23 protein-coding genes are annotated in these 25283 nt (G+C 43.8%); 5 read left to right on the forward strand and 18 right to left on the reverse strand.

Annotation, left to right across the window (positions count from 1 at the left end; all coding sequences use genetic code 11):
• Nucleotides 1–100: 100 nt before the first annotated feature.
• The 8 genes from map to ACK4EX_RS05655 all read right to left on the reverse strand — a co-directional run bounded on the left by map (nucleotide 101) and on the right by ACK4EX_RS05655 (nucleotide 9911).
• Nucleotides 101–886, reverse strand: a complete 786-nt coding sequence (map, locus tag ACK4EX_RS05620) for a type I methionyl aminopeptidase (RefSeq protein ID WP_409770610.1) — start codon at nucleotides 884–886, stop codon at nucleotides 101–103.
• Nucleotides 887–900: 14 nt separating this feature from the next.
• Nucleotides 901–1332 (reverse strand): BT0820 family HAD-type phosphatase, encoded by a 432-nt coding sequence (locus tag ACK4EX_RS05625; RefSeq protein ID WP_409770613.1) that lies wholly within the window; start codon nucleotides 1330–1332, stop codon nucleotides 901–903.
• A gap of 5 nt (nucleotides 1333–1337) precedes the next feature.
• Nucleotides 1338–2870 carry a 2,3-bisphosphoglycerate-independent phosphoglycerate mutase gene (gene gpmI / locus ACK4EX_RS05630; RefSeq protein ID WP_409770615.1) on the reverse strand — a complete coding sequence of 511 codons (1533 nt, stop codon included), beginning with the start codon at nucleotides 2868–2870 and terminating at the stop codon, nucleotides 1338–1340.
• A 56-nt stretch (nucleotides 2871–2926) separates the two neighbouring features.
• On the reverse strand, nucleotides 2927–5704 hold the full coding sequence (locus tag ACK4EX_RS05635) for a TonB-dependent receptor domain-containing protein (protein ID WP_409770616.1): 2778 nt from the start codon (nucleotides 5702–5704) through the stop codon (nucleotides 2927–2929).
• 106 nt (nucleotides 5705–5810) lie between these two features.
• Nucleotides 5811–6098 (reverse strand): P-II family nitrogen regulator, encoded by a 288-nt coding sequence (locus ACK4EX_RS05640; protein WP_409770618.1) that lies wholly within the window; start codon nucleotides 6096–6098, stop codon nucleotides 5811–5813.
• A complete protein-coding gene (locus ACK4EX_RS05645) occupies nucleotides 6089–7039 on the reverse strand; it encodes a sodium-dependent bicarbonate transport family permease (protein WP_409770620.1) in 951 nt (316 codons plus the stop codon). Before ACK4EX_RS05645 ends, ACK4EX_RS05640 begins: the two co-directional genes overlap by 10 nt.
• Before the next feature lie 9 nt (nucleotides 7040–7048).
• The gene (locus ACK4EX_RS05650) at nucleotides 7049–7609 is read right to left on the reverse strand and encodes a hypothetical protein (RefSeq protein ID WP_409770621.1); all 561 of its coding nucleotides are present in this window, start codon (nucleotides 7607–7609) and stop codon (nucleotides 7049–7051) included.
• 184 nt (nucleotides 7610–7793) lie between these two features.
• On the reverse strand, nucleotides 7794–9911 hold the full coding sequence (locus tag ACK4EX_RS05655; RefSeq protein ID WP_409770623.1) for a S9 family peptidase: 2118 nt from the start codon (nucleotides 9909–9911) through the stop codon (nucleotides 7794–7796).
• A gap of 81 nt (nucleotides 9912–9992) precedes the next feature.
• On the opposite strand from ACK4EX_RS05655, the gene ACK4EX_RS05660 reads away from it, so the two are divergent.
• Together ACK4EX_RS05660 and ACK4EX_RS05665 are read left to right on the forward strand one after the other, a co-directional pair.
• Nucleotides 9993–10838 (forward strand): SDR family oxidoreductase, encoded by an 846-nt coding sequence (locus ACK4EX_RS05660; protein ID WP_409770624.1) that lies wholly within the window; start codon nucleotides 9993–9995, stop codon nucleotides 10836–10838.
• A 252-nt stretch (nucleotides 10839–11090) separates the two neighbouring features.
• Nucleotides 11091–11981 (forward strand): glycerophosphodiester phosphodiesterase family protein, encoded by an 891-nt coding sequence (locus ACK4EX_RS05665; RefSeq protein WP_409770626.1) that lies wholly within the window; start codon nucleotides 11091–11093, stop codon nucleotides 11979–11981.
• Between the two features lie 17 nt (nucleotides 11982–11998).
• On the opposite strand, the gene ACK4EX_RS05670 is transcribed toward ACK4EX_RS05665, so the two are convergent.
• The 6 genes from ACK4EX_RS05670 to ACK4EX_RS05695 form a co-directional block, all read right to left on the reverse strand.
• Nucleotides 11999–12778, reverse strand: a complete 780-nt coding sequence (locus tag ACK4EX_RS05670) for a (Fe-S)-binding protein (RefSeq protein WP_409770628.1) — start codon at nucleotides 12776–12778, stop codon at nucleotides 11999–12001.
• 9 nt (nucleotides 12779–12787) lie between these two features.
• Complete coding sequence (locus ACK4EX_RS05675; RefSeq protein ID WP_409770631.1) at nucleotides 12788–13372, reverse strand: hypothetical protein; 585 nt, start codon at nucleotides 13370–13372, stop codon at nucleotides 12788–12790.
• A complete protein-coding gene (locus tag ACK4EX_RS05680; RefSeq protein ID WP_277028534.1) occupies nucleotides 13372–13806 on the reverse strand; it encodes a phosphoheptose isomerase in 435 nt (144 codons plus the stop codon). The genes ACK4EX_RS05675 and ACK4EX_RS05680 overlap by 1 nt, the downstream gene beginning before the upstream one ends.
• Nucleotides 13807–13827: 21 nt before the next feature.
• Entirely contained in the window at nucleotides 13828–15141 is a 1314-nt protein-coding gene (locus tag ACK4EX_RS05685; protein WP_277028535.1) for a (Fe-S)-binding protein, read from the reverse strand.
• Between the two features lie 33 nt (nucleotides 15142–15174).
• On the reverse strand, nucleotides 15175–16140 hold the full coding sequence (locus ACK4EX_RS05690; RefSeq protein WP_277028536.1) for an MlaD family protein: 966 nt from the start codon (nucleotides 16138–16140) through the stop codon (nucleotides 15175–15177).
• Nucleotides 16141–16216: 76 nt separating this feature from the next.
• Nucleotides 16217–17479: an N-acetylmuramoyl-L-alanine amidase gene (locus ACK4EX_RS05695; protein ID WP_409770633.1), complete on the reverse strand. Its 1263-nt coding sequence runs from the start codon at nucleotides 17477–17479 to the stop codon at nucleotides 16217–16219.
• Between ACK4EX_RS05695 and ACK4EX_RS05700 the strand changes: the two genes are divergently transcribed.
• Nucleotides 17468–20230, forward strand: coding sequence for a putative LPS assembly protein LptD (locus ACK4EX_RS05700; protein WP_409770635.1), 2763 nt, complete (start codon nucleotides 17468–17470; stop codon nucleotides 20228–20230). The two genes, ACK4EX_RS05695 and ACK4EX_RS05700, sit on opposite strands and share 12 nt — an antisense overlap.
• A 12-nt stretch (nucleotides 20231–20242) precedes the next feature.
• Complete coding sequence (locus tag ACK4EX_RS05705; RefSeq protein WP_409770637.1) at nucleotides 20243–21013, forward strand: TIGR02757 family protein; 771 nt, start codon at nucleotides 20243–20245, stop codon at nucleotides 21011–21013.
• A gap of 9 nt (nucleotides 21014–21022) precedes the next feature.
• On the opposite strand, the gene coaD is transcribed toward ACK4EX_RS05705, so the two are convergent.
• The 4 genes from coaD to ruvC form a co-directional block, all read right to left on the reverse strand.
• On the reverse strand, nucleotides 21023–21481 hold the full coding sequence (coaD, locus tag ACK4EX_RS05710; RefSeq protein ID WP_277028543.1) for a pantetheine-phosphate adenylyltransferase: 459 nt from the start codon (nucleotides 21479–21481) through the stop codon (nucleotides 21023–21025).
• Nucleotides 21481–22464, reverse strand: a complete 984-nt coding sequence (locus ACK4EX_RS05715) for a D-alanine--D-alanine ligase family protein (RefSeq protein WP_277028544.1) — start codon at nucleotides 22462–22464, stop codon at nucleotides 21481–21483. The genes coaD and ACK4EX_RS05715 overlap by 1 nt, the downstream gene beginning before the upstream one ends.
• A gap of 141 nt (nucleotides 22465–22605) precedes the next feature.
• Nucleotides 22606–23499, reverse strand: a complete 894-nt coding sequence (locus ACK4EX_RS05720) for a 3-hydroxyacyl-CoA dehydrogenase family protein (RefSeq protein WP_409770641.1) — start codon at nucleotides 23497–23499, stop codon at nucleotides 22606–22608.
• A gap of 92 nt (nucleotides 23500–23591) precedes the next feature.
• Nucleotides 23592–24146, reverse strand: coding sequence for a crossover junction endodeoxyribonuclease RuvC (gene ruvC, locus ACK4EX_RS05725; RefSeq protein WP_277028547.1), 555 nt, complete (start codon nucleotides 24144–24146; stop codon nucleotides 23592–23594).
• Nucleotides 24147–24178: 32 nt separating this feature from the next.
• Here ruvC and ACK4EX_RS05730 point away from each other — a divergent pair, with 32 nt between their 5' ends.
• Complete coding sequence (locus tag ACK4EX_RS05730) at nucleotides 24179–25270, forward strand: glycosyltransferase (protein ID WP_409770643.1); 1092 nt, start codon at nucleotides 24179–24181, stop codon at nucleotides 25268–25270.
• Nucleotides 25271–25283 lie beyond the last annotated feature (13 nt).

A 25283-nucleotide genomic window follows, 5' to 3' on the forward strand; every position in this document is an offset into this window, starting at 1 on the left:
GTATTGGTTTTTATACAAATATACACAAAACGTTATGAAATAAATAATTGTTCTTTGTGTTTTTGTTATGCAAGCATAATGTTAATAAAATATCACAAAATTATGAAAGCGGATTTCCGCCAAGTGATTCATAAATAAAATCGAAAGTAGACAGGATTTCAGCTTTTCCGTTCACAACGGCTACATCGTGTTCGAAGTGGGCTGAGGGCTTTCCGTCTGCTGTTACAATACTCCATCCGTCTTTAAGCTGCCGGACTCGATGGGTTCCGAGATTGATCATGGGTTCTATGGCAATGACAAGGCCGTCTTCTATCTTTTTGCCTTTGCCGCGCTTACCGTAGTTGGGCACTTGAGGTTCTTCGTGCAACTGACGACCTAGTCCGTGCCCTACAAGCTCACGTACCACTCCATATCCGTAAGCCTCTGTATGTGTTTGGATGGCGTATCCTATATCACCAATTCGATTGCCAGCTTTGCACTGATCGATGCCGAGATATAAACTTTCAAGAGTGATTTTCAACAATTTTTTTACTTCAGTTGATACCTCACCAACCATAAAAGTGTAAGCGTGATCGCCCATATAGCCATTGAGCTTCACTCCGCAGTCAATCGATACAATATCTCCTTCTCTTAATGGTTTGGTACCGGGTATGCCGTGTACTACTACCTCATTGATAGAAATACACAGTGTATTGGGAAAATTGTAGAGACCTAAAAATGCTGGTACCCCACCATGATCACGTATAAATTCTTCAGCTTTTTTATCGAGATGGAGAGGTATAGCACCAGGTACTACCTCTTTGGCTAACATTCCTAAGGTCTTACTTACAAGCAATGCGGCCTGACGTATCAGCTCTATTTCTTCTGCTGATTTGAGATAAATCATTTGCTGATTTTTCCTTATTTTTTAAATAATCTGCTTAAAAAAGATCTTTTAGACCTGTTTTTCTTGAGAATTTCCTCGATGTCTTCAGATGGACCGTAAAGTTGCTGATAGATAACTCCCCAGCCAGGAAACCCTCCAAAATTCCTGTCATCTATGAAAAGGTCAGCGTGTATTTTCCGAGATGTTTCTTTTTCGTCAAACTTTTCTTCCGGATATGATTTATTGACGGCATAAAATTCAATTCCGTGCTTTCGGCAAAATTCTACAGCCTCTTCTAATCTGGCACCAGTGCGATATGTCCACAAAATCAACCGATGCCCGTCGGCTTGCAGTTTTTTAAGCGTTTCGAAAGCGAATATCAAAGGCTTTCCGATGTCAGGATATTTATCCTCTACGATGGTGCCATCAAAGTCGATGGCTATAATTTTAGAACCTTTCCTGATCAAGACTTTTAAATTATTTCCTTTACCAAAATATCACCTGTCATCTCTACAGGAATTGGTAATCCCATCAAAGTCAAAATAGTGGGGGCAATATCTCCTAATTTGCCATCTACAATTATGTGGCGTTGTTTTGGTTCACATAAAAATATTGGTACCGGATTGGTGGTGTGAGCCGTATTAGGTGTTCCGTCCTCATTAATCATGAATTCAGCATTGCCATGATCTGCTAGTACTATGCATATATAACCGTTGTCCAATGCTTTTACAACGACTCTTCTCGTACACTCATCTACTACTTCACAGGCTTTAATGGCTGCCTCCATCACGCCTGTATGCCCCACCATATCAGGATTCGCAAAGTTCAAGCAAATAAAATCTGCTGATTTACTTTCTATTTCCGGCAAGATGGCTTCGGCTACTTCATAGGCGCTCATCTCCGGCTTTAGGTCGTACGTAGCCACTTTGGGCGATGGAATCAAAATGCGTCTTTCACCCCTAAAGGGTTCTTCTCTTCCGCCGGAGAAGAAGAAAGTAACATGAGGATACTTTTCGGTCTCGGCAATGCGGATTTGGCTTTTTCCGTGCATTTCAAGTACTTCACCGAGCGTCATTGTTAGATTGTCTTTTTCAAACAGCACCTCTACACCTTGATAGGTGTCGTCGTAGCGTGTAAGGGTGATGTAATGAAGGGGTAAAGTATGCATGCCGTACTCTGGAAAATCCTTTTGGGTAAGCACGGTAGTAATCTGTCTGCCGCGATCGGTGCGGAAGTTGAAATTGATGACCACATCGCCAGGCTGTATGCAAATGGCTTCAGCTGCTGATGGTGCCGCGACGATTGGCTTCAAAAATTCATCCGTTACTTCTGCATTGTATTGTGTCTTAATAGCCTCAATAGGATTATCGGTATACTGACCAATTCCATTTACAAGAGCATCATAAGCTAGTTTTACTCTTTCCCAGCGTTTGTCGCGATCCATTGCGTAGTAGCGACCTGTGATGCTCGCAAGCTTAGCCCCTGTTTTATGCAATACCTCTAAAAGTCTTGTAATGTATCCCACCCCAGACTTTGGATCTGTATCACGGCCGTCAGTAAAAGCATGAACGGCTACATTTCGCACTCCGGCCTGAGCAGCTATTTCAAGTAATCCGATCAGATGATCGATGTGCGAATGGACACCGCCGTCGCTCACAAGCCCGATGAAGTGAAGCTTTTTGTCGGTATTGTTTTTTAAATATTCAAAAGCATTATTGAGCACTGGGTTTTTGGCCAACGAACCATCTTCTATAGCAAGAAAAATTTTTACAAGGTCTTGGTACACTACGCGACCAGCTCCAAGGTTCATATGGCCCACTTCGCTGTTGCCCATTTGGCCATCTGGCAAACCCACATCAAGCCCTGATGCGCGAAGTGTAGCATGTGGAAAACGTTTATATAAACTATCAATAAAAGGCGTATGCGCCTTATCAACAGCTGAAACCTCGGGATTGGTGGCTATGCCCCAACCATCGAGGATGCACAGCAAAACTTTAGAACTCATATGGCGCAAAGATAGATTTTGCTGCTACTAAAAGAGGTGAAAAAAATCAGTTCTTCTCATCGGGGTGGCCCCATCATGGGACTTTCTTCCTTAGGAGCGCGATTACCTCGGTAGTTGCGAAATTGATATAAAAACGATACCAAGTAAAAGCGATTGAGCACCAGCGATTGTGTATCTTCAACATAAAGCTCAGTAACTGTACGATTGATGCTGGTGTTTTGATTGAGCAAATCGTACACTGAGAGTCGAAATTCACCGGCTTTGTTTTTCAAAAATTTGTAGCCAATATATCCATTAATGCGAATAAAATTCGGATTAATCGCATCCGACAGACCTATGTATCTCGTTTGTGTAACCTCGGCATTGAGCACCAAACCTTTCCAAGGCAGTATAGTGGCCGAGGCTGTGTTCAGATTGAGCCAATAGTTGTTATTGAGCTCGGGCTGAAGTTTGTTGTTTACGATGAAATAAGTAAGGTTGGTGCGAAGGTTGAAGTCCACTCGTTCGCCGAGATTGCTGCTTATGCCGAGCCCGCCGTTTGTGGAATAATTGTCCACCCGATTGTCGATGCCGTTGATTCTTGATGGATTCTGTAGCCAGCCAAGGGCACCATTCACATTGAGGTTTATTCTCAGTTTTTGTATCGGCATATTGAAGGCTCCAAAGAAATTGGCATTGGTACGCGAATTTAAATTTTCAGGTACAATTACTTGCGTTCCTCTCTTAATCACAGTGCCATCGGGCAAGATGGAGTCTTGAAGCAGAATTTTTGAAATGTTGGCTATTGGATTGTTTGTCAGGCCATACGAAAGGCTCATAAAACCGCCCTTTCCGCTGAAGTTAAAGAAGCCATATGCGATTCGAATATTGTGCGTGTACTCTTGTCCGAGATTGGGGTTACCGGTAGTTAATACCAATGGATTTGAATTGTCAATTACATTCTGAAGCTGGCTAACTGAGGGTAAATTGTTTGACGTAGTATAGTTGACTCTGAAGTTTTGACGCGGACCTATTCTGTATCTAAAAAAGATGGAAGGAAAAATGTTGTAAAAGGGCTTGTCCACTTGTTTAAAGTCGGGGAACAACTGTTCGCTGTAAAGCCTTGTATAGGCAAAATCAATACCTGTGGTCAGGGTAAATTTTTCATCAGTAGTGCGAAACTGATGCTTAGCCCCAGCCCGTTGGGTGTGAATGAAATTATCAAATTCATTGCTCAGTGCAGTATCAGGCAAATAAACGGTTTGCCCAAAGGCAGTAAGAGCAGCTGTGTATTGATTTGAACGAGTAATTCTGTATTCAGGAGCATAATTGAATTCGATTGAATGCAATTTACCTATGGGTTCAGTAAACGAAAAGCGCACATTGGTATTCAAAGCATCGTTTAATCTATCCTGCTTCTGATCGCGGAAGGTAGAATCAATGTTTCCGATATAAAATATGTTTTCTGCTAAAAGCAGGTTTAGGGTAGTTGTGTTGGATTGATTGTAGTTCAAGTCAGCAGAAAAGGTTCTGCCTGGCTTTAAGAAGCGCTTTCTGAAAACCAGCTGTGTTTGTACTGCCCAGGTTTCTGAGCTGTTTTTCAGCCGATTAAAACCTTCATTCAGATTTTGTACTTTGCCTATGGTAGTCTTAGTTGATGTTGTATCCAAACGATCTGACGTATTGAAGCTGATCGAAGGCACGAAAACGATAGAATGAAGTGTATCGAAGTTGTATTCGAAGCGCCCGTTGAAGCGATGGCTTTGGGTAGTAGTTTGAGCTATCCTGTTTTCGTCGGCAAACTGACTGGTGGTTTCATTTAAAAAAGTTTCGCGCACTCGTTTGGTTTCAAGATCGTTGACGTTGTTTCGGAAATTATATCCTGTGGTCAATTTCCATTTGGCTCCAGAATTCTGGTAGTTAATGCCAAACGTCGATAGAGTATTAATACCATCAGCCGGACTTTCGGCGGGTATAAACTGTCTGAATCTCCTAAACTGGGAATTTGCCAGCGGATCTTCTTGTCCTACATTGAGTTGATTCAAGTTATTGTGCTGACCGTTGATGCTGATGCGCTCTTTGTTGCGAAAGAAGTTGATGTTTCCACCAAAAGCAAATCGGTCATTTGTACCAGCTCCAGCTTCCAATTTACCAAAATTTCCAAACCTTTTTTCTTTTTTAGTTACAATATTCAAAACCCTTCTCTCTCGCCCATCGTCAAACCCTGAGAATCGGGCTTGCTCGCTGCGCTCTTCGTAAATCTGTATGCGATCGGCTATATCAGCAGGCAAATTCTGAACAATGCTCAAGGCATCGTTTCCAAAAAATTCTTCTTTATCAACCAAAACGCGGTCGATTACCTGACCTTGTGATTTGATCTGCCCGTTTTCGATGGTAACACCCGGCAATTTTTTCAATAAATCGGCAACAGTGGCATCGGGATTAACTTTAAACGCATCTGCCGAATATTCCGTTGTATCGCCCTTTACCTGAATTGGAATTACATGACCAATTACTATGACATCTTCGAGCAGACTTGTATCTGATTTGAGTGTAATAGTGCCTAAAACTGTGTCTTTGTTTAAGACAAACTCGGTTTGAAAGGTTTGATAGCCGATAAAAGATATTTGAAAGCGGTATTCTATGCCTTTTTTTAGTGAAACTTCAAATTTTCCTTTGGCGTCGGTCACTGCAGCACCTGCCAGTTTGGCATCTGTTTTTTTTCTTGCCACCACATTTACGCCCGGTAAAGGTTGCTTGTCTGAAGAAGCTATCACTATTCCTCTTACCAAAGCATTTTGCCCCTGTAAAAGACTTGAAACAGCTATAAGTATTAATGCGAATACGTTTTTCATGCGATTTTAAGATGTGCAATGACGATGTTTAGACCTTAAACACTCTAAAATGTTTAAAGTCTGAATGAAAATTGATTGAATGCTTAGAAATCTTTTAAGAAAATATTTACAAAGTTTGTACAGTGGAAACGCTGGCTATACCGCCTGATTTCGAGATGAGTTGCCGGATAGAGGGCGAAATACTTTCTACAACGGCTTCGTCGCAAACTACAATGACAAGCAAATTTGTAAATGAATCGCTTAATCCCAAGTTATCGCGATCACCTCTCTGGCCGTGCCCTTTCACACTGTCAATCACGGTATAACCTTCGATTCCCGGATGCTCCAAGATCTTTTTCAATCTCGGAAAGTCTGGTTTGGGTATTACAATTTCGAGTCTTGATTTCAATGCCATAGGAGCTGAATAACAGAATTATACAAAGGTATTCCGATCAATATATTCACTGGAAAAGTAATACCAAGAGCCAGAGGCACATACAATCCGGGATCAGCCTCAGGAACCGCTGTGCGAAATGCCGCTGGCACCGCTATGTACGAAGCACTTGCGCCGAGTACCGCCATAAGGAGCGCATCACCTGCGCTTGCCCTCACTAAGTAAGCTAAACCCATAAAAAATACAGCGTGAAAAAAGGGTGAAAACAACCCAAATAAAATGACTTTTTTTCCAAGTTTGGAAAGAAAGCTCATCCTATGGCCTGCCACAATGCCAAGATCTAACAAAAAAAAGCAAAGCATACCTTTAAAAATATCTTGAGTAAAGGGCTTAATACCTTGCATCAGATCGTGATCAGAAATTAGACCGATTAGAAACGAGCCCAACAGAATGAATACCGAGCCATGTGTAAGAGTTTCGAATACCAATTCCCGAAAACCCAGCTGTTGGTCAGGCTGATTTTTGCGCACGAAGAAAATCCCTTGAATTATGGCCGGAAATTCCATGAGGGCAAGTGCAGCCACCATATAACCGCCGAAATCTATACGTTGTTGTTCCAAATACGAGACTGCTGTGATAAAGGTAACTGCCGATACTGAACCATACGTGGCTGCTAATCCAGCTGCGTTTTCGATGCCCAAATTCTTTTTAAATAAGTGAAATACATACCAACCCGTAAACAGTGAGCCAGCCACGCACACCAGAAGTATAATTACAATACTCAGAGAGAAGGCATTTTCATGAAGCTCATACCCCCCTTTTAACCCAATGCTCATTAAGAGGTAATACGAAATAAACTTGGTGATAGGCTGAGGCAACTGAAAGTCGCTCTTTACAAAATGTGCTAAAACACCGAGAAAAAAGAAGAGAATTACAGGGTTTAAAAATTGATCAATGTTCATGATTTTGATTTAGAAAGAATTCAATGACCAGGTGACAATTCCTGTTGAACAATCAATGTCCAGCGCCTTTGATTGAGGTTCTTCAAAGATTTTTAATAGCGACTTTTTTAAATTATTCCACTCTTCCTTTTCCCATTCGTAACAAGGGGTATCCAATACAAGAATATATTCTTGATTAAAAAGTATGTAGTATTGTCCTTCGGGATCGTTGATCTTAGCCTTGCGGTTTGGCTTAACAGAACTGTTTCTTATAAACTTTTTAAACCAAATTTCAGCTGCTAACCGACATTCATCTGGATCACTGTAATAGTAAATTGTTAAGTAAATTCTCGATTTTTTCCCAGTTTCAGGATTTTTGTCTTTTCGAGTCAAAAGCATTTCAAATGTCGAAGCAGGTGCAGTTTCCTGAATTTTTCCATGATCGCGAGAGGCAAGATTGTACAACTTCCGCTCGTATTTTTCAGCGTTGGCTTGATAAAAGGCATTTGCCATCTGTTTCAGTTCTTCTATTTGGGCATTAGCTAGTAATCCGAAGAGGTACAGGAATAAGAATACCCATTTTATTTCCATATTTTGGATATTTTTTCCAAATTTTGGACATTTCGTAGCGACCTCGTTTTTCATATATTATTGATATTCAGCGATTTTTATTCATTAAATCACTTTGGCATAGAGCTTGAATTTTTCTTATTGGAGTAGAGTTTTCATAGTTTTGGCTTTTGCCCATAAACCCCGACGTGATGTCGGGGTTTTTTTATAATTCTTTTACGGCTAGTTGAGCCATATCGAGCAGAAATACGTATTTCATCGCTACTTCTTCCAAATAAGAATACCTGCCAGATGCTCCTCCATGCCCGGCATCCATATTAGTGTACAGCAGCAGCGGATTGTTATCTGTCTTTGTAGCTCTAAGTTTGGCTACATATTTAGCCGGTTCCCAATATTGGACTTGAGAGTCGTGTAGCCCAGTGGTGACAAGCATAGGGGGATACGCCTTTTTCTCAATATTGTCATATGGCGAGTAACTTTTCATGTAATAATAGTACTCCGGATCTTTGGGATTGCCCCACTCTTCGAATTCACCTACAGTGAGTGGCAACGATTCGTCGAGCATGGTGGTCACTACATCTACAAAAGGCACTTCAGAGATGATACCTGCCCATAGTTCAGGACGCATGTTAGCCACTGCACCCATCAATAATCCACCGGCTGAACCACCCCAGGCAAACAGCCTTTTTGGGTCAGCATATTTTTCAGCAATGAGATGCTCTGCACAAGAAATAAAATCGGAGAAAGTATTTTTCTTCTTCAGAAATTTTCCTTCTTCGTACCACCTTCTCCCCTTCTCCTGTCCGCCTCTGATGTGGGCTATAGCATATACAAATCCGCGGTCAAGAAGGCTGATACGAGAAGTGCTGAAGGTTGCCTCAAGGCTGTAACCATAGCTGCCGTAACCGTAAAGTACACAGGGAGCTGAGCCGTCGAGTTTGGTGGATTTTCGGTAAACAATCGATATGGGCACTTCTTCGCCATCTACGGCTTTAGCGTAGATATATTGGCTCTCGTACTTTTCACTGTCGTAGCCAGGTACTTCCCTGGTTTTGAGCACTCTGGTCTCTCCGGTTCTCAAATTGTACGCACGCGTTGAGGGTGGGGTTACAAAGCTTTGATATTCAAAGCGCACCCACTCCGACTGTTGATTTTCGTTAATTCCCAAATTGAGGGAATACGTAGGCTCGGGCATTGATACTTCATTGAGCTTTCGCCCGCTGTAGTCGTAGATGGATAGGTGAATCTGACCGTCGTACTTTTCCTCTACCACTAAGTGGCTTTTAAAAGGCATGATGTCTTCGATTAGTACATCAGTGCGATGCGCGATTAAGTCCATCCAGTTTGATCTAGATGTTTTATCGAGCGGTGTGGTCATCAACTTAAAATTCTCTGCTCGGTCAGCGTTGGTCTTTATGATCCATCGGTTTCCAATGTCAGCCACAAAATAGCGAACGCCTGTTTCTCTGGGTTGAAAGATCTTGAAAACTTCATAAGGCCGATCAGCAGGAATATAGCGAATTTCAGATGTAAGAGTACTGCTGCTGCCTATTAAAATAAACCTCTTAGAAGCAGACGGATATACATAACAGCTAAATTTTTCATCTTTTTCATGGAAGACTTCGTCAATTACCTGCGTTTCCAGATTAAAACGCATCACTTTAAAAGAACGCAAAGCATCGTCTTTGATATTGAAAAAAACCGTCTTATTGTCGGCTGCCCACACCGCTTGCCCTGTGGTGTTAGGAATTGATTGTGGTAATACCTCATTTGTTTTGAGGTTTTTGAAACGTATCACATACTGTCTTCGTCCGATCGTATCTTCAGAAAAGGCCAGCAACTGATTGTCAAAGCTCACCGCAAACCCTCCAATGCTGTGAAATTTTTTGCCTTCAGCCAGCTTATTCTGGTCGAGCATTATCTCTTCAGAGGCTTGCAGATTCCCCTGTTTGCGGCAGTAGACCGGATATTCCTTGCCAGCTTCATACCGATAGTAGTAGAAATACCCATTGCTCTCGTAGGGCACCGAACTGTCGTCTTCCTTAATGCGCGATTTCAGCTCTTGAAATATTTTGTCTTTCAGTGGCTTAAGTTCGCTGAAAATAGTCTCGGTATAGGCATTTTCAGCTTTTAAATAGTCGATTACTTTCGGATTCTCGCGTTCGTTGAGCCAATAGTAGTAATCTATTCTTCTATCACCATGAATCTCAAGCACTTTGGGAATTCGCTCAGCCATCGGAGGCTTAATGCGCGACTTTTCATTCTTCATTTCACAAGAAAATACACCAAGTAGTAAAAATACCATCGGCCCGTATTGCTTCATAAACTTTATTTGCGGGCAAGATTACTTCAAATTTTTGACCATTCATACACCATGTTTTCTAAACCAAATACGGGCTCATTGATGCCTGCGGGTGTTTTCCGCGAAAAAGTTTTCTGGGTAACGGGCGGTGGTACAGGTCTCGGCAAGTCTATGACTCGCTACTTTGCCGAACTCGGAGCCACAGTAATAATCTCGAGCCGCCGACAAGAAGTGCTTGATGCAGCCGCACAAGAAATCAACGCTTTAGGATATGAAGGCAAGGTAGTACCCATAGCCTGCGACGTGCGGGAGTACGATCATGTGGAGGCACTTACCGAACAGATCATTAACACTTATGGCACTCTACACGTGTTGGTAAACAATGCCGCCGGAAATTTTATTTCGCCTACCGAAAGGCTTACTTCCAAAGCCTTCGACGTGGTAATCGACATCGTACTGCGCGGTACAAAAAACACTACCCTTGCCGTTGGAAAAAAGTGGATCGATACCAAACAAGGAGGCGTAATGCTTAACATTACCACCACTTACGCCTTCACAGGCAGTGGCTACGTAGTGCCCTCAGCCATCTCAAAGGCCGGAGTACTCGCCCTTACTCGCAGCCTTGCCGTAGAATGGGCTAAGTACGGCATCCGCCAGGTAGCTATAGCCCCCGGACCTTTCCCTACAAAGGGAGCCTGGGAGCGACTCTTCCCAGGTGGCCTCGACCAAAAACTCAACGTCATTAACGAAATCCCCCTTCGCCGTGCCGGTGAGCACCAGGAGCTGGCCAATTTAGCCGCATACCTGGTCAGCGACTATGCCTCCTACATCAACGGCGAAGTGGTCGTGATCGACGGTGGTGAGTGGCTCCAGGGTGCCGGCGAGATGAACTTCCTGGAAGTAATTACTCCAGAAATGTGGGACGAACTATCCAAGTACCGCAAATAACTTCTTTGAGAATTTTTTAATATTTCTTGTTTTTTGGGCTTGCCCCAGACAAGGCACTTAAGGTGCCTGTGTCTGGGTCGGTCCATTCCGGGCTCGCTGTTCGTTCGGTGCTTCGCTTCGCTCAGCCCTGCCGGCTTTGCCGGCACCCTCCATGTACCACACGTATTCAATGTTCTAACGATGTAAAATCGTTCGAACTACTTTGCATACTTTTAGCTGAGGAATTGCCCGAAAAAAACCGCACCTATTACCATGAAGCAAGCTTTTTCCTTTTTGCTATTTTTTCCATTGTTGTTAATACCTTCAGCGTGCAAAAAATCAGAAATTGAAATTCAGGGACATCGGGGCTGCAGAGGCTATTGGCCTGAAAATTCTATATACGGCATGCTCGAGGCCATAAAGCAAGGTGTAGATGTGCTTGAAATGGACGTAGTCGTATCAAAAGACCTCGAAATTGTACTTTCTCACGAACCTTTTTTTCACCACGAAATTTGCCTTGACCCCAACGGAAACCTCATATACGAAAGCACCCAAGAGGCTTATAATATTTATGAATTCACTTACGAACAAATTCGCAACACCCGCTGTGGAACCTTCCCACACCCGCGCTTCCCCCTACAAAAACAAAAGAGCTATTACAAACCGACCCTATCAGAAGTGATCGACACTGTTGAAAAAGTATCAAAACATCTCAATAAACTTATCAGATACAACATTGAAATCAAAGCACGAGACGAGTGGAACGGCATATTCCACCCCGACTATCGGGCCTTTGCCGATTTAGTCGCTGGTGTCATTTACCGACATGGCATTACTGAAATTACAACAGTTCAAAGCTTTCACATTCCAACCCTTCAATACTTACACCATGCACATCCCAGTTTGAAACTTGTGCTTTTGGTCGATGAAGACGAAGATTTGGCAAAAAAATATAAACAATTAGGCTTTACACCTGATGTGCTCAGCCCACACTACAGCCACGTTTCGGTGCCTTGGATAAAATTTGCTGAGTCAAGAGGGATGAAGCTGATCACCTGGACGGTAAACGATGCGGAAACTGCCATTAAGCTTGTGAATATGGGCGTACACGGCATCATTACCGATTACCCCGACAGCATCCATAAGGCTGTAAAAAATAAATAACATTAACAGGCAAAATTTTATACAGTTTGATCGACGAGCTCGGCTATGTCGAGCACTTTCACCGATTGCTCTTTTTCCTTGTGCTTTACGCCATCTGTGAGCATTGTATTGCAAAACGGGCAAGCAGCTGCGATCACTTCACTTCCTGTGGCTAGGGCCTCTTCTGCTCGCTCTATGTTGATATCCTTAGTGCCTTTTTCTGGCTCTTTGAACATCTGTGCACCACCGGCTCCACAGCACAATCCCTTGGCTCTGCTTCGCTTCATCTCCGCCAGATCAGCATCCAGTGCTTCGATGATTTCGCGCGGGGCTTCGTACTCGCCATTGGCTCTGCCCAAATAGCAAGGGTCGTGATAGGTAATTTTTTTGCCTTTAAAGCTACCGCCTTGTATCTTGAGCTTATTGTTTTTCAGCAATTCATTGATCAGCTGTGTATGGTGTACTACCTCGTACTTTCCGCCCAGCTCCGGATATTCATTTTTCAAGGTATTAAAACAGTGTGGACAGGCTGTTACTATTTTTTTCACCTCATATGCATTCATCACCTGAATGTTTTGCATGGCCATCATTTGGAAAAGAAATTCGTTACCGGCTCTTTTAGCCGGGTCGCCGGTACAACTCTCCTCTGTGCCTAAAATTCCAAAGGTGATGCCTGCTTTTTGCAGTATTGAAGCCAAACTGCGCGTAATGCGCTTCGCACGTTCGTCAAAAGAACCCGCACAGCCTACCCAAAAGAGAATTTCAGGACTTTTACCCTCGGCCACCCATTCGGCCATTGTTTTTACACTTTGATTCATGCTTTCCTGTTAATCAATCCACAGATATTGAAGATTGTGGCTGCATTTAAAGCCAATTAATTTACCACCGTTTGACAAAGAATAATAGAGCACCGGATAGGTAGGTGACCGCATTGTTAAGACCGATATGTATTCTTGTCCAATAAGTTTAAGAGATTCGAGGTATTGGCAATTTTTTACGCACACCATTTCTTTCGGCAAGTTGTTGAGGATCATTTCATTTTGAATACCAAGATGAGAAATTTTTACAGTTAATTCATCGTGTAGCCTTGAAAGATTGGTGGAATCATATCGCGCTTTGAGCTGAAATTCAATGAGCAACTGAAGATCAGATACTAATAGTTTATGTGTTATCACCTGATAAACAGGCACCTGGTTGTTTAAAGCTTCACCGGCTATGTAAAAGGTGTCAGCAAAATGACGTGCCGTGAATGTATCTCCCGCCTGTGAAATGCAGCGCTTTAAGTCTTTAAAATCTTTAAAAATATCTTGTGAAGCTTTGTGAACCGGGATAATAATTTCGGATTTGTTTTTACATCCTGAAAAAATAATTGAGAGAAGAACTAATAAAGCGAAACTGGAGAATCTTTTCATCACTCTTCAAAAACCTCAATTGTTAGATTTCGTTCGACCAAATCGGTAAATTTTCCCTTATATCGGGTAGCGCGCACGATGTGGTTGTCGATCCAGTGGTAATTGCCACCACGCGGCTTGCCAAAGAGTATGCCGTGGTATTTAAATCCATGCTTTTTAAGCCAGGCTTCTGTCACTTCGCGATGCTCTTCGGTACGCGATGTAAAAAAGGTGATAATGTGCCCCTGATCATACCATTGGTTACAGATTCTCAAAGCATCGGGGTACACTTCAGCATCGATCATGCGCCAAGGCTCTTCGTTAGGGATGTCTTCGCAGATCGTACCATCGATATCAATCAAAAAGTTTTTGATACCCGGAGGCAACTGCGGGCTGATTCGCTTGCCGTTTTCTTCTGCTTCCTGTAAAGGTGGGGTTGTGTGAATGTGTGTCATGGCAATGCTGAGTCAAGGAGATTACTGATAGATCCAGTTGGCTCTGTCTGCTTGCGAAAACTGCCAGGGAGCTCCGTTGTTTTCCACGTTGGTCATCATCATGTTCAGGCTTTGCGGGGCCTTTGATTCTTCCATCACCACATACTGCCTGAGCTGCATGATGATGTCGAGCGGATCGATGAGCACCGGACAGGCCTCTACGCAGGCATTACAACTGGTACAAGCCCAAATTTCTTCCCGAGTGATGTAATCGTCAAGCAGACTTTTGCCATCGTCCACAAACTTTCCACCATTAGCATCCATTATTCTACCAACTTCTTCGGCGCGGTCGCGCACGTCCATCATTATTTTGCGGGGCGAAAGCTTCTTGCCAGTCTGATTGGCAGGGCATTCGGCAGTACATCTACCACACTCTGTACAAGTGTACGCATTCAGCAAATTGACCCAAGTGAGGTCCATTACGTCTTTTGCCCCAAACTTTTCGTTTTCAGCGGTTTGCCCATTTTCAGGGGCATCATACGGATTAGCGTTAGGGTCGAGCATCAGCTCGACTTCCTTCTTTACGCGCTCATTGATGGGAAACTTTCCTTTGGGAGTCAGCTTGGCATACCAGGTATTTGGGAAGGATAAAATGATGTGAAAGTGCTTTGAAAAAGGTAAATAGTTTAAAAAGGCGAGTATGCCGAGAATGTGAGCCCACCAGGCTACTCGCTCAGCAATGTGAAGGCTTTCTTGTGACCACCCTGAAAAAATCGGCGACAACATCGAAGATACCAAAAATGGACCGGCGGGGGCATTGTCTAAATTGGCCTCAGCTGCTCCTATCATCAGCAGGGCTACCATCAGTACGATTTCGATGATCAATATGTTGTTGGCGTCTTTAAATGGCCAGCCTTTCAGTTCCGGTTTTTGGAAGCGATCGATCTTCATCACATTGCGCCTCCACAAAAAAACTATGCATGCAACAATAACCGCTACAGCAAGCACCTCAAAAAAATTGATGGCAAGGGTATAAACCCCGCCTAAAGGCTTAGCAAACAGCCGATGTGTACCTAACAAACCATCTAAAAGTATCTCGAGTACCTCAATATTGATAAGCAGAAAGCCAGCGTAAATGATGATATGAAAAAAGCCAGCTACAGGATTTATTACCATTTTGCTCTGCCCCAGCGCTACGCGCATCATGGTACGCCAGCGTTTTTCTGGTTGATCTGTGCGATCAATATCTCTGGCCATTAGGATATTCCGCCGAATTTTTTTTACATTTTTTGTGAAGAAATAAATTGCTGTAGCAAGGGCAGCTGCAAAGAGCACATTGCTGATTCCGAAACTCATAATCCTTTCAATTCCAGTTAGTGAAAAAACAGGTTAAGGCTTTAATGGTTTTTCATTCTTAAATTTTTCACGTACTTCCTCGTCAGAGTAGGGTTTTGTTTTTTTTCCAAAAACAGATACGTGAATGTATCGCTTTGGATTGTACTTCAAATCGATAAGGAGTTTATTGAGCTGGTCGGTAGTGATGCGCAGATTTTCATACAGGGTTGAGTCTTGGGTTAATTTTCCTAAATTTCCTCTACCAGCCTGTATATCTGCAAGCAATTTTTTTAGTTCGTCAGTGGTCTGTTGCAGGCTTGCCACCAGTCGGGCTGGATTTTCAGCCATTAGCGAATCTGTAATGGCAGCGGCATTGTTGAGCGTGCGATTGAGGGCAGAATTATTTGCCGACAATGTTTGTGTCAATTTTTCAAGGTTGCTGACTATGGTGCTGATACTCTTGGCGTTTTGGTCGATTACTTCATTGATTTTAGCGATGCTTCTATTCAGATTACGTACATTGTTTTCGTCGAGGATGTGATTAACCTTAGTTAATAGCGAATCGATATTGTGAGCTATGTTTTCAAAATTGTCTTTAAGCTGAACGAGTTCTTCTGCAAATCCGTTGTCGAGAGCTGCCTGCAGCGTATCACCTGCTTCGAGAAATTCCGGTGAGTCGCCCGGCTTTAGCACTATGGATTTACCGCTCAACAGGTCGGTCGTCGAAATCATTGCAATGGAATTCTTAGGCAGCTTGATTTTTTCGCGTAAAGAGAATTCTACAATAAGTTTACTGCCCGTAGCATCGAGAAAGGAAATGCTTTCTACTTGCCCAACGTTATATCCATTCAAGATTACAGCCTGAGCGCGAGCCAGACCATTGACATTGTCGTAAAGAGCGTAATATGTGGTTTTGGTTACAAAGATGTCGTTTCCTTTTAAGAAATTGATGCCCCAGTACAAGAAGGCTACAGTGATTAGTGCGATTGATCCTGCTTTAAATTCTCTTGAAAACTTCAATTTTAAAAATTTTGTGCAATATTACAATGCAAAGTAGGACATAATATTTGAACTAGTGCCAAAATGCCTGAAAGAGTTATTGGCTCTTGATCAAGTTTTCAGCTTCGATCACCGATATGCGCTTAGAACCATTGTAAGGAGCGACGAAGGCATCTTTGAAACCTTTTTTTCGCACTTTATTCTGTGTGGATACTGCTTCGGCCATGCTTTGAAAGCAGCAAATCTGATATTTATACAAATTCCCTTCTTTTACTTCAATAACGCCCTCATCTATCTGATACACCTTGTCGCCTTTTGACTTTTGCGAAGAGGAAGTCTCAATCTGTACTCTGAAATGTACACCTTTGCCAAGATCCGTTTCCAAGAGGTTTTTTGTTGGTTCTGACGAGGGAGTGGCAGAAGGAGTTTCAGTAGCTGTTTCTTGGGAAGATGCGGACGTATTTTTTGTTTGGTTTCCGGCAGTTGGATTAGTCCTTTTATAGGGCTCTGTCTTTCCAGCCACATCACTGGCTGGAGTTAGTGGTATTGACTTTCGGCTGCGAGCTTCGACCGTGGTTTTGTATTCTTTCACAGCGCGATAAATGGCTGACGCCATGAGCTCTTGCCCTTCGCGTGTGTTTAGAAAATCTTCTTCAGCCGGATTGGTAAGAAAGCCCAATTCAATCAATACGGCTGGCATGCTCGTGCGACTGGTAACGTATAAGGGCTGCTGACGCACTCCGCGATCTTTGCGCTTGGCTCGCTCTCTGAATTGGTTTTGCACCATTTGCCCGAACTCAATACTTTGATTTAAGTGCGCGTTTTGATAAAGAGTGAGTGCGATATATGTCTCAGGCTTGGTAGGATCAAAGCCTTCATAGCGCAATTTGTAGTCTTCTTCCAGAAAGATTACAGAGTTTTCTTGAATAGCTACGCGCATGTTCTCTTCGCTGTGGTTCATTCCCATCACAAATGTGGTAGCTCCAAATGCCACCGGAGAGGTGTAGGCGTCGCAATGGATGCTGATGAATAAATCGGCTTTGGCTCGATTGGCAATGTTGGTGCGTTCGTAAAGTGGCACAAACACGTCTCGATCGCGTGTGTACACTACCTTTACGTCGGGAAGATTTTCTTTAATGTATTTGCCGACCAAAAGCGAAACTTCAAGAGCAATGTCTTTTTCTTTCTTCTGTTTTCTTCCCGTTCCTTTATTACCTGTATCGTTGCCTCCGTGGCCGGCATCGATCACTACTGTACGGATAGTACCATCACTGGCTTTGTGAAATATTTCAAATCCAGGCAGAAAAACAAACATTCCGAATACTACTGCTGTGAATTTGAAATATTTGTGAATTTTCATAAGCACAAGAGCGCCAATCTTAACCAAGATTTTCAAAATTCGTTCCTAATACAAAATACTTTTGCCCGTTTTAATCACGAACTCTATCCAAAATTAGTAGCTATTAACTTACAGATTTCTAAAAATATACACAACTTTTCAACGCTGCTATGTGTGTTGTTCCTTTTGATTGTGGTAAACTTCGCACATGGCCAGTCAAGCGATTCTCTGGTGGTGCCTGCATCACTTGGTGGTTCAAAACGGGTAATCAAAACTTCAAAAACCCTGCTCGATGTGGTGAAATACACAGCCGATGACACCATTTCGATCTCAACTAACGGAAACTATGCCTTGCTGTACAACAACGCTCGCGTGGAATACGAAAACATCTCGCTTAAGGCCGGCAAAATCATCATTTACCTCAAAACAAATGAACTGGTAGCCATGGGCATACACGACTCAACCGGCAGGGTAGTTCAAAAACCTGTCTTTACCGAAGATGGTAAGTCGTACAACACGGATACCATCCGCTACAACTTCGAGTCAAAAAGAGCTAAAATCAAAAAAGTTATTACTCAAGAAGGTGAAGGATTTCTGCACGGTGAGGAAGTAAAAATGATGGAAGACCAAGTTCTGTACATACGAAGGGCCTCTTTTACCACTTGCAGCCACGAACATCCTCACTTCCGCATTGTAACTCAAAAAACAAAAGTAATCCCCGGCAAGCAAATTGTGACAGGACCGGCATTTCTCGAAATGCTCGATATACCAACACCGGTAATTGTGCCTTTTGGTTTTTTTCCAACCATTCAAAGACAGAAATCTGGTTTTATACTACCGGGCTACACCAACAACGCAGAGCGTGGATATGGCCTTACCAACCTCGGCTTTTACTGGGCAGCAAGCCGGTATTGGGATATGCAAATCAATGCTGACATCTACACGATGGGCGGCTTTCAGCTTCGTACAGCCAACCGCTACGCCCGTCGATACAAATTCTCCGGAAATGTAAATATGACCTTCAACCGACTGATTATTGGTAAGCCGATCTACTCGGAATTTGGCAAATACATCAATCAAAGCGACTTTCAAATCACCTGGTCACACACCCAAGACCCCAAAGCTCGACCTGATCTGAATTTTACTGCCAACCTCAACTTCGTGACGACCAATTTCTACCGCACCAGTACTTTTCAGCAAAACAACGTACTGAATAATAACATCGGTTCATCCATTAATCTGGTAAAAACCTTTCCCGGAAAACCCATTTCGCTGAACATTGGAGTAAACCATCGACAAAACCTCCAAACCGGCCAGGTAGACTTAAACCTGCCGGAACTTGCTCTTAACATCACACGCGTATTGCCATTCAAAAAGAAAAATGCCACCGGACTACCTCGCTGGTACGAGGAGATTGGATTTAATTACTCCATGAACTTCAGAAATTCGGTATCTTTTATTTTGGATTCACTCGGAGCAAATCCACTTGATCAATTGCTGCGAAGGTCTGTTAACGGCATTAGTCACCGGATTCCTTTTTCAGGCAACTACCGCATTTTGAAGCACATTACGATGGTGCCATCCTTTAGCTTCAACTCGAGATGGTATTTCCAATCGTACTCTTATGTGTACAGTGACTCCCTAAGGCGCGCTGTTATTACGGATACACTGAGAGGTTTTAATATGCTTAACGACTTTTCGACCTCTGTTCAATTCAGCACCAAACTGTATGGAATTTTCAATTATAAATACGGTCCTTTGAAGGCCTTACGCCATGTAATGACTCCCCGACTTGGCCTAAGCTATACGCCCGACTTCGCTTCACCCGGCTGGCGAGGATTTTCAGGAAATCCCTATCAACTCGTACAAGTGGATACGAGTGGAAAGCTCGGATTTCAAAACCGCTTTCAAGGAGCTGTGTTCGGTACACCCGGGCTTGGCATGCAGGGCCTGGTCACCTTCGGGCTCGACAACATTTTAGATGCCAAATTCAAAAGCAAACGCGACTCAACAGGCGAAACCAAAGTAATGCTGATCGAAGGTTTTTCAATCGACGGGAACTACAACATGGCAGCCCGCGACTATAAGTGGAGCATTATAAACGTCACGGCACGCACCTCTCTCTTCAAGGGCAAACTGAACCTCAATTACACCACTTCCTTTGACCCTTATACACTGGATTCGATTGGAAATCGCATCCCTGTGCTCGAATTCGATAAAACCGGCCGACTCCTTCGCCAGCAGGCTACCACGCTAAACCTTGGCACGAGCATCAGCAGCTCCACCTTCGACCGTTGGTTTGGAAAATCGGCGGAAAGCAACAAAATCAGCACATTATCCTCTTCAGTGGCTACTGATGACTTCAATCCAGCTGGTGTTACAGCCGGCGACATCAATTACTACAGCCCGGTAACCTATGTGGATTATATGGCTAAATGGTCGCTGTCAGTAAATTATGCGCTGGCCTACACGCCTAGTGCGAGGGGCAATCAGTCTTCAACGGTGCAATCGCTGATGTTTAGTGGCAATATCGAACTCACTCAGAACTGGAACATCAATTTCAACTCGGGCTACGACCTGGTGCGCAAGCAAATTGGTTTTACAAACATCAACATCACCCGAAACCTACATTGCTGGAATTTGTCTTTCAGTTGGGTGCCGGTAGGATTTCAGAAATCGTACTTCATCACCATCAACGCCAAAGCAGGCATGTTGCGCGATCTGAAGTTTGACCGAAGAAGAGGTGTGGGCGACTTCCCCGCGGTATTATGAGGATGTGAGCATATGGAAATTCTGGCACTTAAAGAATTCTTAGACCAAAAAGCGCACTACTACGAAAGCGAAATATTTATTCTCGACGATCCGATTTCGGTACCACACCGTTTTCAGCTGAAAAACGACATTGAAATCGCCGGATTACTCACAGCCACCATCAGTTGGGGCAATCGAAAGTCCATCATTAAAAGCGCAAATTTTTTAATGGAATTGATGGACGACACCCCTTATGAATTTGTGATGCATCATTCACCAAAAGAACTGAAAAGACTATCTCGTTTTGTGCATCGAACGTTTAATGCAGAAGACGCTATGTTCTTTGTAAAAGCTCTGCACCAGTACTATCAGCGGTTTGATAGCCTTGAAGAGGCTTTCTTACCAAAAGAGGGCGAAAACGACTTAATGTGGGCAATTACCCGGTTTCGCCAATTGATGCTGCAGCTGAAGCCTACCGAGCGGAGCGGAAAGCACATAGCCGACCCCTCAACGGGCTCAGCTGCAAAGCGCATACACATGTATCTTCGCTGGATGGTGCGGAGCGAAAAAGGAGGAGTAGACTTTGGATTGTGGAAGAGAATCTCTCCAGCCCTCTTGAGCTGTCCGCTCGATGTACATACAGGAACCACAGCACGAACCCTTGGCCTGATCACGCGCAAGCAAAACGACCGCAAAGCAGTGGAAGAGCTGGATCGAGTGCTGAGAACCTTAGACCCCATCGACCCGGCGAAATACGATTTCGCCCTGTTTGGCATCGGGATGGAAAAGAAAATCAAGATCTAAAAGTCCGTTTTAAATTCTCACGGCATCAGGCACTAAAAGCGTGTAATCGCCACCGTTGCGAATGACATCGCGTACAATGCTGCTCGATATGGAAGAATGGCCCGAAGAGGTAAGCAGAAAGACCGTGTCGATGTCTGGCATCAACTTTCGATTGGTTTGAGCCACAGCTTTTTCAAACTCAAAGTCAGCCGGATTACGCAGGCCGCGCAGTATGAAGCGCGCGTTAACCTTTTTGCAATAGTTTACTGTAAGGCCTTCATAGGAATCGACGCTAATGTTGCTACGCTTTTCAAACGTCTTGCGAATCCATTCCATGCGTTGCTCGAGCGAAAACATGTAGGTTTTGTTAGAATTGATTCCAACAGCTACAATGATATGGTCAAAAAGCTCGGCAGCTCGACAAATCACGTCGTAATGTCCTTTGGTAATTGGGTCGAATGACCCCGGAAACACGGCAATTCGCTGCATCAGGCTCGGCGTTTTAAAGCGTTAAAAATACAGGCTGAAAATAGTTCAGACAGCCTGATGCCGAGATAAGCTGCCTGGCGCGGCAAAATAGATTGCTCAGAAAGGCCCGGTACGGTGTTAATTTCAATCAAAACAGGGTTGGAATCGTTGGGTACTATAAAATCCATACGGCACAAACCACTTAAATTCAACAACTTGTATACTTCCACAACGGTTCGCTTAATGTGATCGGCGGATTCAGGACGTATGCGCGCCGGGGTAATTTCTTGCGACTTGCCACTGTACTTGGCGTTGTAATCAAAGAAATCGCCTGCAGGCACTATTTCTGTAATTTCTAAAGCTCTGACTTCGCCAAAAACGTCTGTAACTCCGCACGATACCTCAATGCCCTTTACCATCTGCTCGATAAGAATAAGCTTGTCAATCTGACGAGCGATTTCAATGGCTTTTGGCAAATCGGCGGGAGTTGTCACTTTTGATACACCCACGCTGCTGCCACTTTTTGCAGGTTTTACAAAAACGGGAAATCCGAGTTCTTGCTCTACTCGTTCAGCTTCGACATTTTCGGTGGTGTAAATACCTTGGGGAACAGTGAAGCCCATTTTTGACACATAGGCATTGCACTCAGCTTTGCTGAACGTCAAGGCCATTGGTAAAACGCCTCCGGTAGTGTAGGGAACATGAAGCATATCGAGCATACCTTGTATGATGCCGTCTTCACCGGGCGTGCCGTGTATGGCTATAAACGCTACATCGAAAGTGCATGTGACATCTTCTGTATAAAAACCAAACGGACTTAAGGTAGCGGGAACCTCACCTTGAGGGGTTTGAACGAAAAGCCCTTCAGGACGAACATCGACGAGATATTTATCAAAAGTGTCGGAGGGCAGATGGTCGAAGACAACTTTTCCGCTTTTAAGGGAAATTTCTCGCTCTGCACTGTATCCGCCGTAGAGTACGGCAACACAAATCTTTTTTGACATGCTATATCCTGGGTAATTGGCGACAAAGCTATGCAGTGGGTAAAGATGATGGATTGTACCTTGAAAGGCTGTTGCAAAAAGCTCAGAACAATAATAAAGCCGCCTTAGCAAGAGACGGCTTAAAGCAAAAGGAGTTAATGTTTATTTTTTGACAAACATGCGACTAACTTTAGTGGCTTTAGAGCCCTCTGAATAGTCATAAAAGCCTTCACCACTTTTAACGCCTAGCTTGCCGGCAGTAACCATGTTGATAAGCAGCGGACAAGGAGCATACTTGGGATTGCCCAGTCCGTCGTGCAATACTCTGAGGATGGCCAAGCACACATCAAGGCCGATGAAGTCAGCCAGCTGAAGGGGCCCCATAGGATGAGCCATGCCCAGGCGCATGATAGAGTCGATCTCTTCAACGCCGGCTACTCCCTCGTGCAGGGCGATGATTGCTTCGTTGATCATTGGCATCAGAATGCGGTTTGACACAAAGCCGGGGTAATCGTTACAGGGCACGGGTATTTTATCGAGTGCTTTAGAAAGCGCAGTGATTTTTTCGGTAGTTTCATCAGAGGTGCTGTAACCGCGTATGATTTCGACCAGCTTCATGATGGGCACAGGATTCATAAAGTGCATTCCAATGACACGGTCGGGCCTTCGGGTGGCTGCGGCAATGCGGGTGATGGATATGGATGATGTGTTGGAAGCTAAGATGGTGTGTTCGGGTGTGCTGGCGCAGAGGTCAGCGAAGATGCGCAGCTTGGTTTCAAGGTTTTCGGTAGCGGCCTCTACTACGAGGTCAGCATTGGTCACGCCGGCTTTTAAGTCGGTGTGGGGGGTTATGTTTTTCAGAGCTTGCTCCTTTTCAGCTTCAGTGATGGTGCCTTTGGCTACCTGGCGATCGAGGTTTTTGGCTATGGTGGCTAGCCCTTTTTGAAGGCTGGCATCATTTATATCGATGAGCGATACGCTGTACCCTTTCTGTGCAAAGACGTGGGCAATACCATTGCCCATAGTACCTGCTCCTACTACTGCTATGTTTTTCATTCCGTTTGCGATTGAAATTTTTCTATTGAGGGCGCTAAAGTACTGTGCAATTGAGTGCTATGGTATGGTCAATGCGTGGAGACAAGCGCAAATCAACGAATGCGGTCGGGATTGGAGCGAACAAAGGCCTGCCACGAATTAGCTCCCTTGCTTGTGGGCAGGGATTGTTGCTGATAAATATGGGTAATGGCTACAGCAAGGGCATCGGTGGCATCGAGGATGGCTGCAGTAGCAGGCAAAGTGTACTGTGCTGCTAATAAAGCTGCCACTTGCTCCTTCGTAGCACTGCCGCGGCCGGTTATACTTTGCTTTATCTTTCGTGGAGAGTACTCGGCTACTGACAAACCTCTGTAAAGTGCAGCAGCAATAACTACTCCCTGTGCGCGACCCAGTTTGTGCATCGATTGAACGTTTTCACCATAAAAGGGTGTCTCTATAGCTAATTCAGTTGGCAGAAATTGGTCGATGATGTATAGGATTTTTTCGAAAATGATTTTTAAGCGCAGTAATGCATCGCCCTCAGCACGAAGGCGAACCACATCGCAAACTGCTACGGTGATTTTATTGCCCGACTGTTCGGCGATGGCGTAGCCAAGCACCTGAGTGCCAGGATCAACACCTAATATTATTTTTTTTTTAAGTTCCATTTAATTTTTTTGTGGATTTGTACTTTTAGCTCGTGGAATGGGTAATTTTTTTCATTTCAATCTTTGCTTTTGGACTTTATTTATATCTCTTTTTGAACGGTAAAAAATACCTAAAAAGCAGAGATATAGATAACTATTCCAATTTTTCAGGAAGCACAAAGGTAACCATCGTCATTCCATTTCGCGATGCTACTGAAGAGCTTCTATTATGGCTCAATGCTTTCGAAAAAGTAAAATATGCTGAAAATGCTGAGATACTGCTCATAAACGACGGCTCAGTAAACAGCCTTTTAAAGCTGCGCAAGCGGGTACCTCTCTACCCTAATGTGCGCCTTATCGACCGCAGCCATCAAGGCAAAAAAAAAGCGATTGAAGTAGGAGTCAAACTGGCCTCAAACGACATTATCATCTGTACCGATGCCGATACAGTGCCCCAACAGAACTGGATTGCCGGCATTTTGGCGTGCTTTGACTCAGAACAAGTACAAATGGTCTGTGGCAGGGTGGTTCCATCCAGAGGATATTGGCTAGCTCAAATCGACTTTTTGGCTCTGATGGCAGCCAGCGAAGTATTGATTAAAAAGAAGCTGCCGGTGATGTGCTCTGGCAGCCATATGGCCTTTCGCAAGTCGGCATTTAAAGCGGTAGAGGGCTACACAGGATATTGGCACTTTAAGTCAGGCGACGATGTTATTTTACTTCATAAAATCAAAGCACATTTCGGCGGCCAAAGCATTGTATTTAACGACTTTTTCAAGGCCAACGTACTAACAGCTATGCCCGATAGCGTCGGTCGCTTTTTGATTCAGCGGCAGCGCTGGGGCGGAAAGGCAGTTTATTATCGCGATACATTTTCGAAAGCTCTTGCTTTCACTGTGCTGTATTGTGCAATTATGACGTATGCAAGTTTTCCTATATTTTGGAATAGTGCCTTCGCATTGGGTATCTCTGCAGCCTTGATTTCTATCAAGATTCTGACAGATGTAATACTTATTAAAGCGTATGCCAATGAATCTGATGTATCGTTAAAAACTTCTCAACTCACCCTCGCAGTATTACTATACCCAGTGTATATTGCAATTGTGTTTGTTCGCATATTGCTCAATCCCAACCCGAGATGGTAAAAATTTAACGGTC

It is taken from the genome of Thermaurantimonas sp., assembly GCF_046299575.1.
Lineage (GTDB): Bacteria > Bacteroidota > Bacteroidia > Flavobacteriales > Schleiferiaceae > Thermaurantimonas.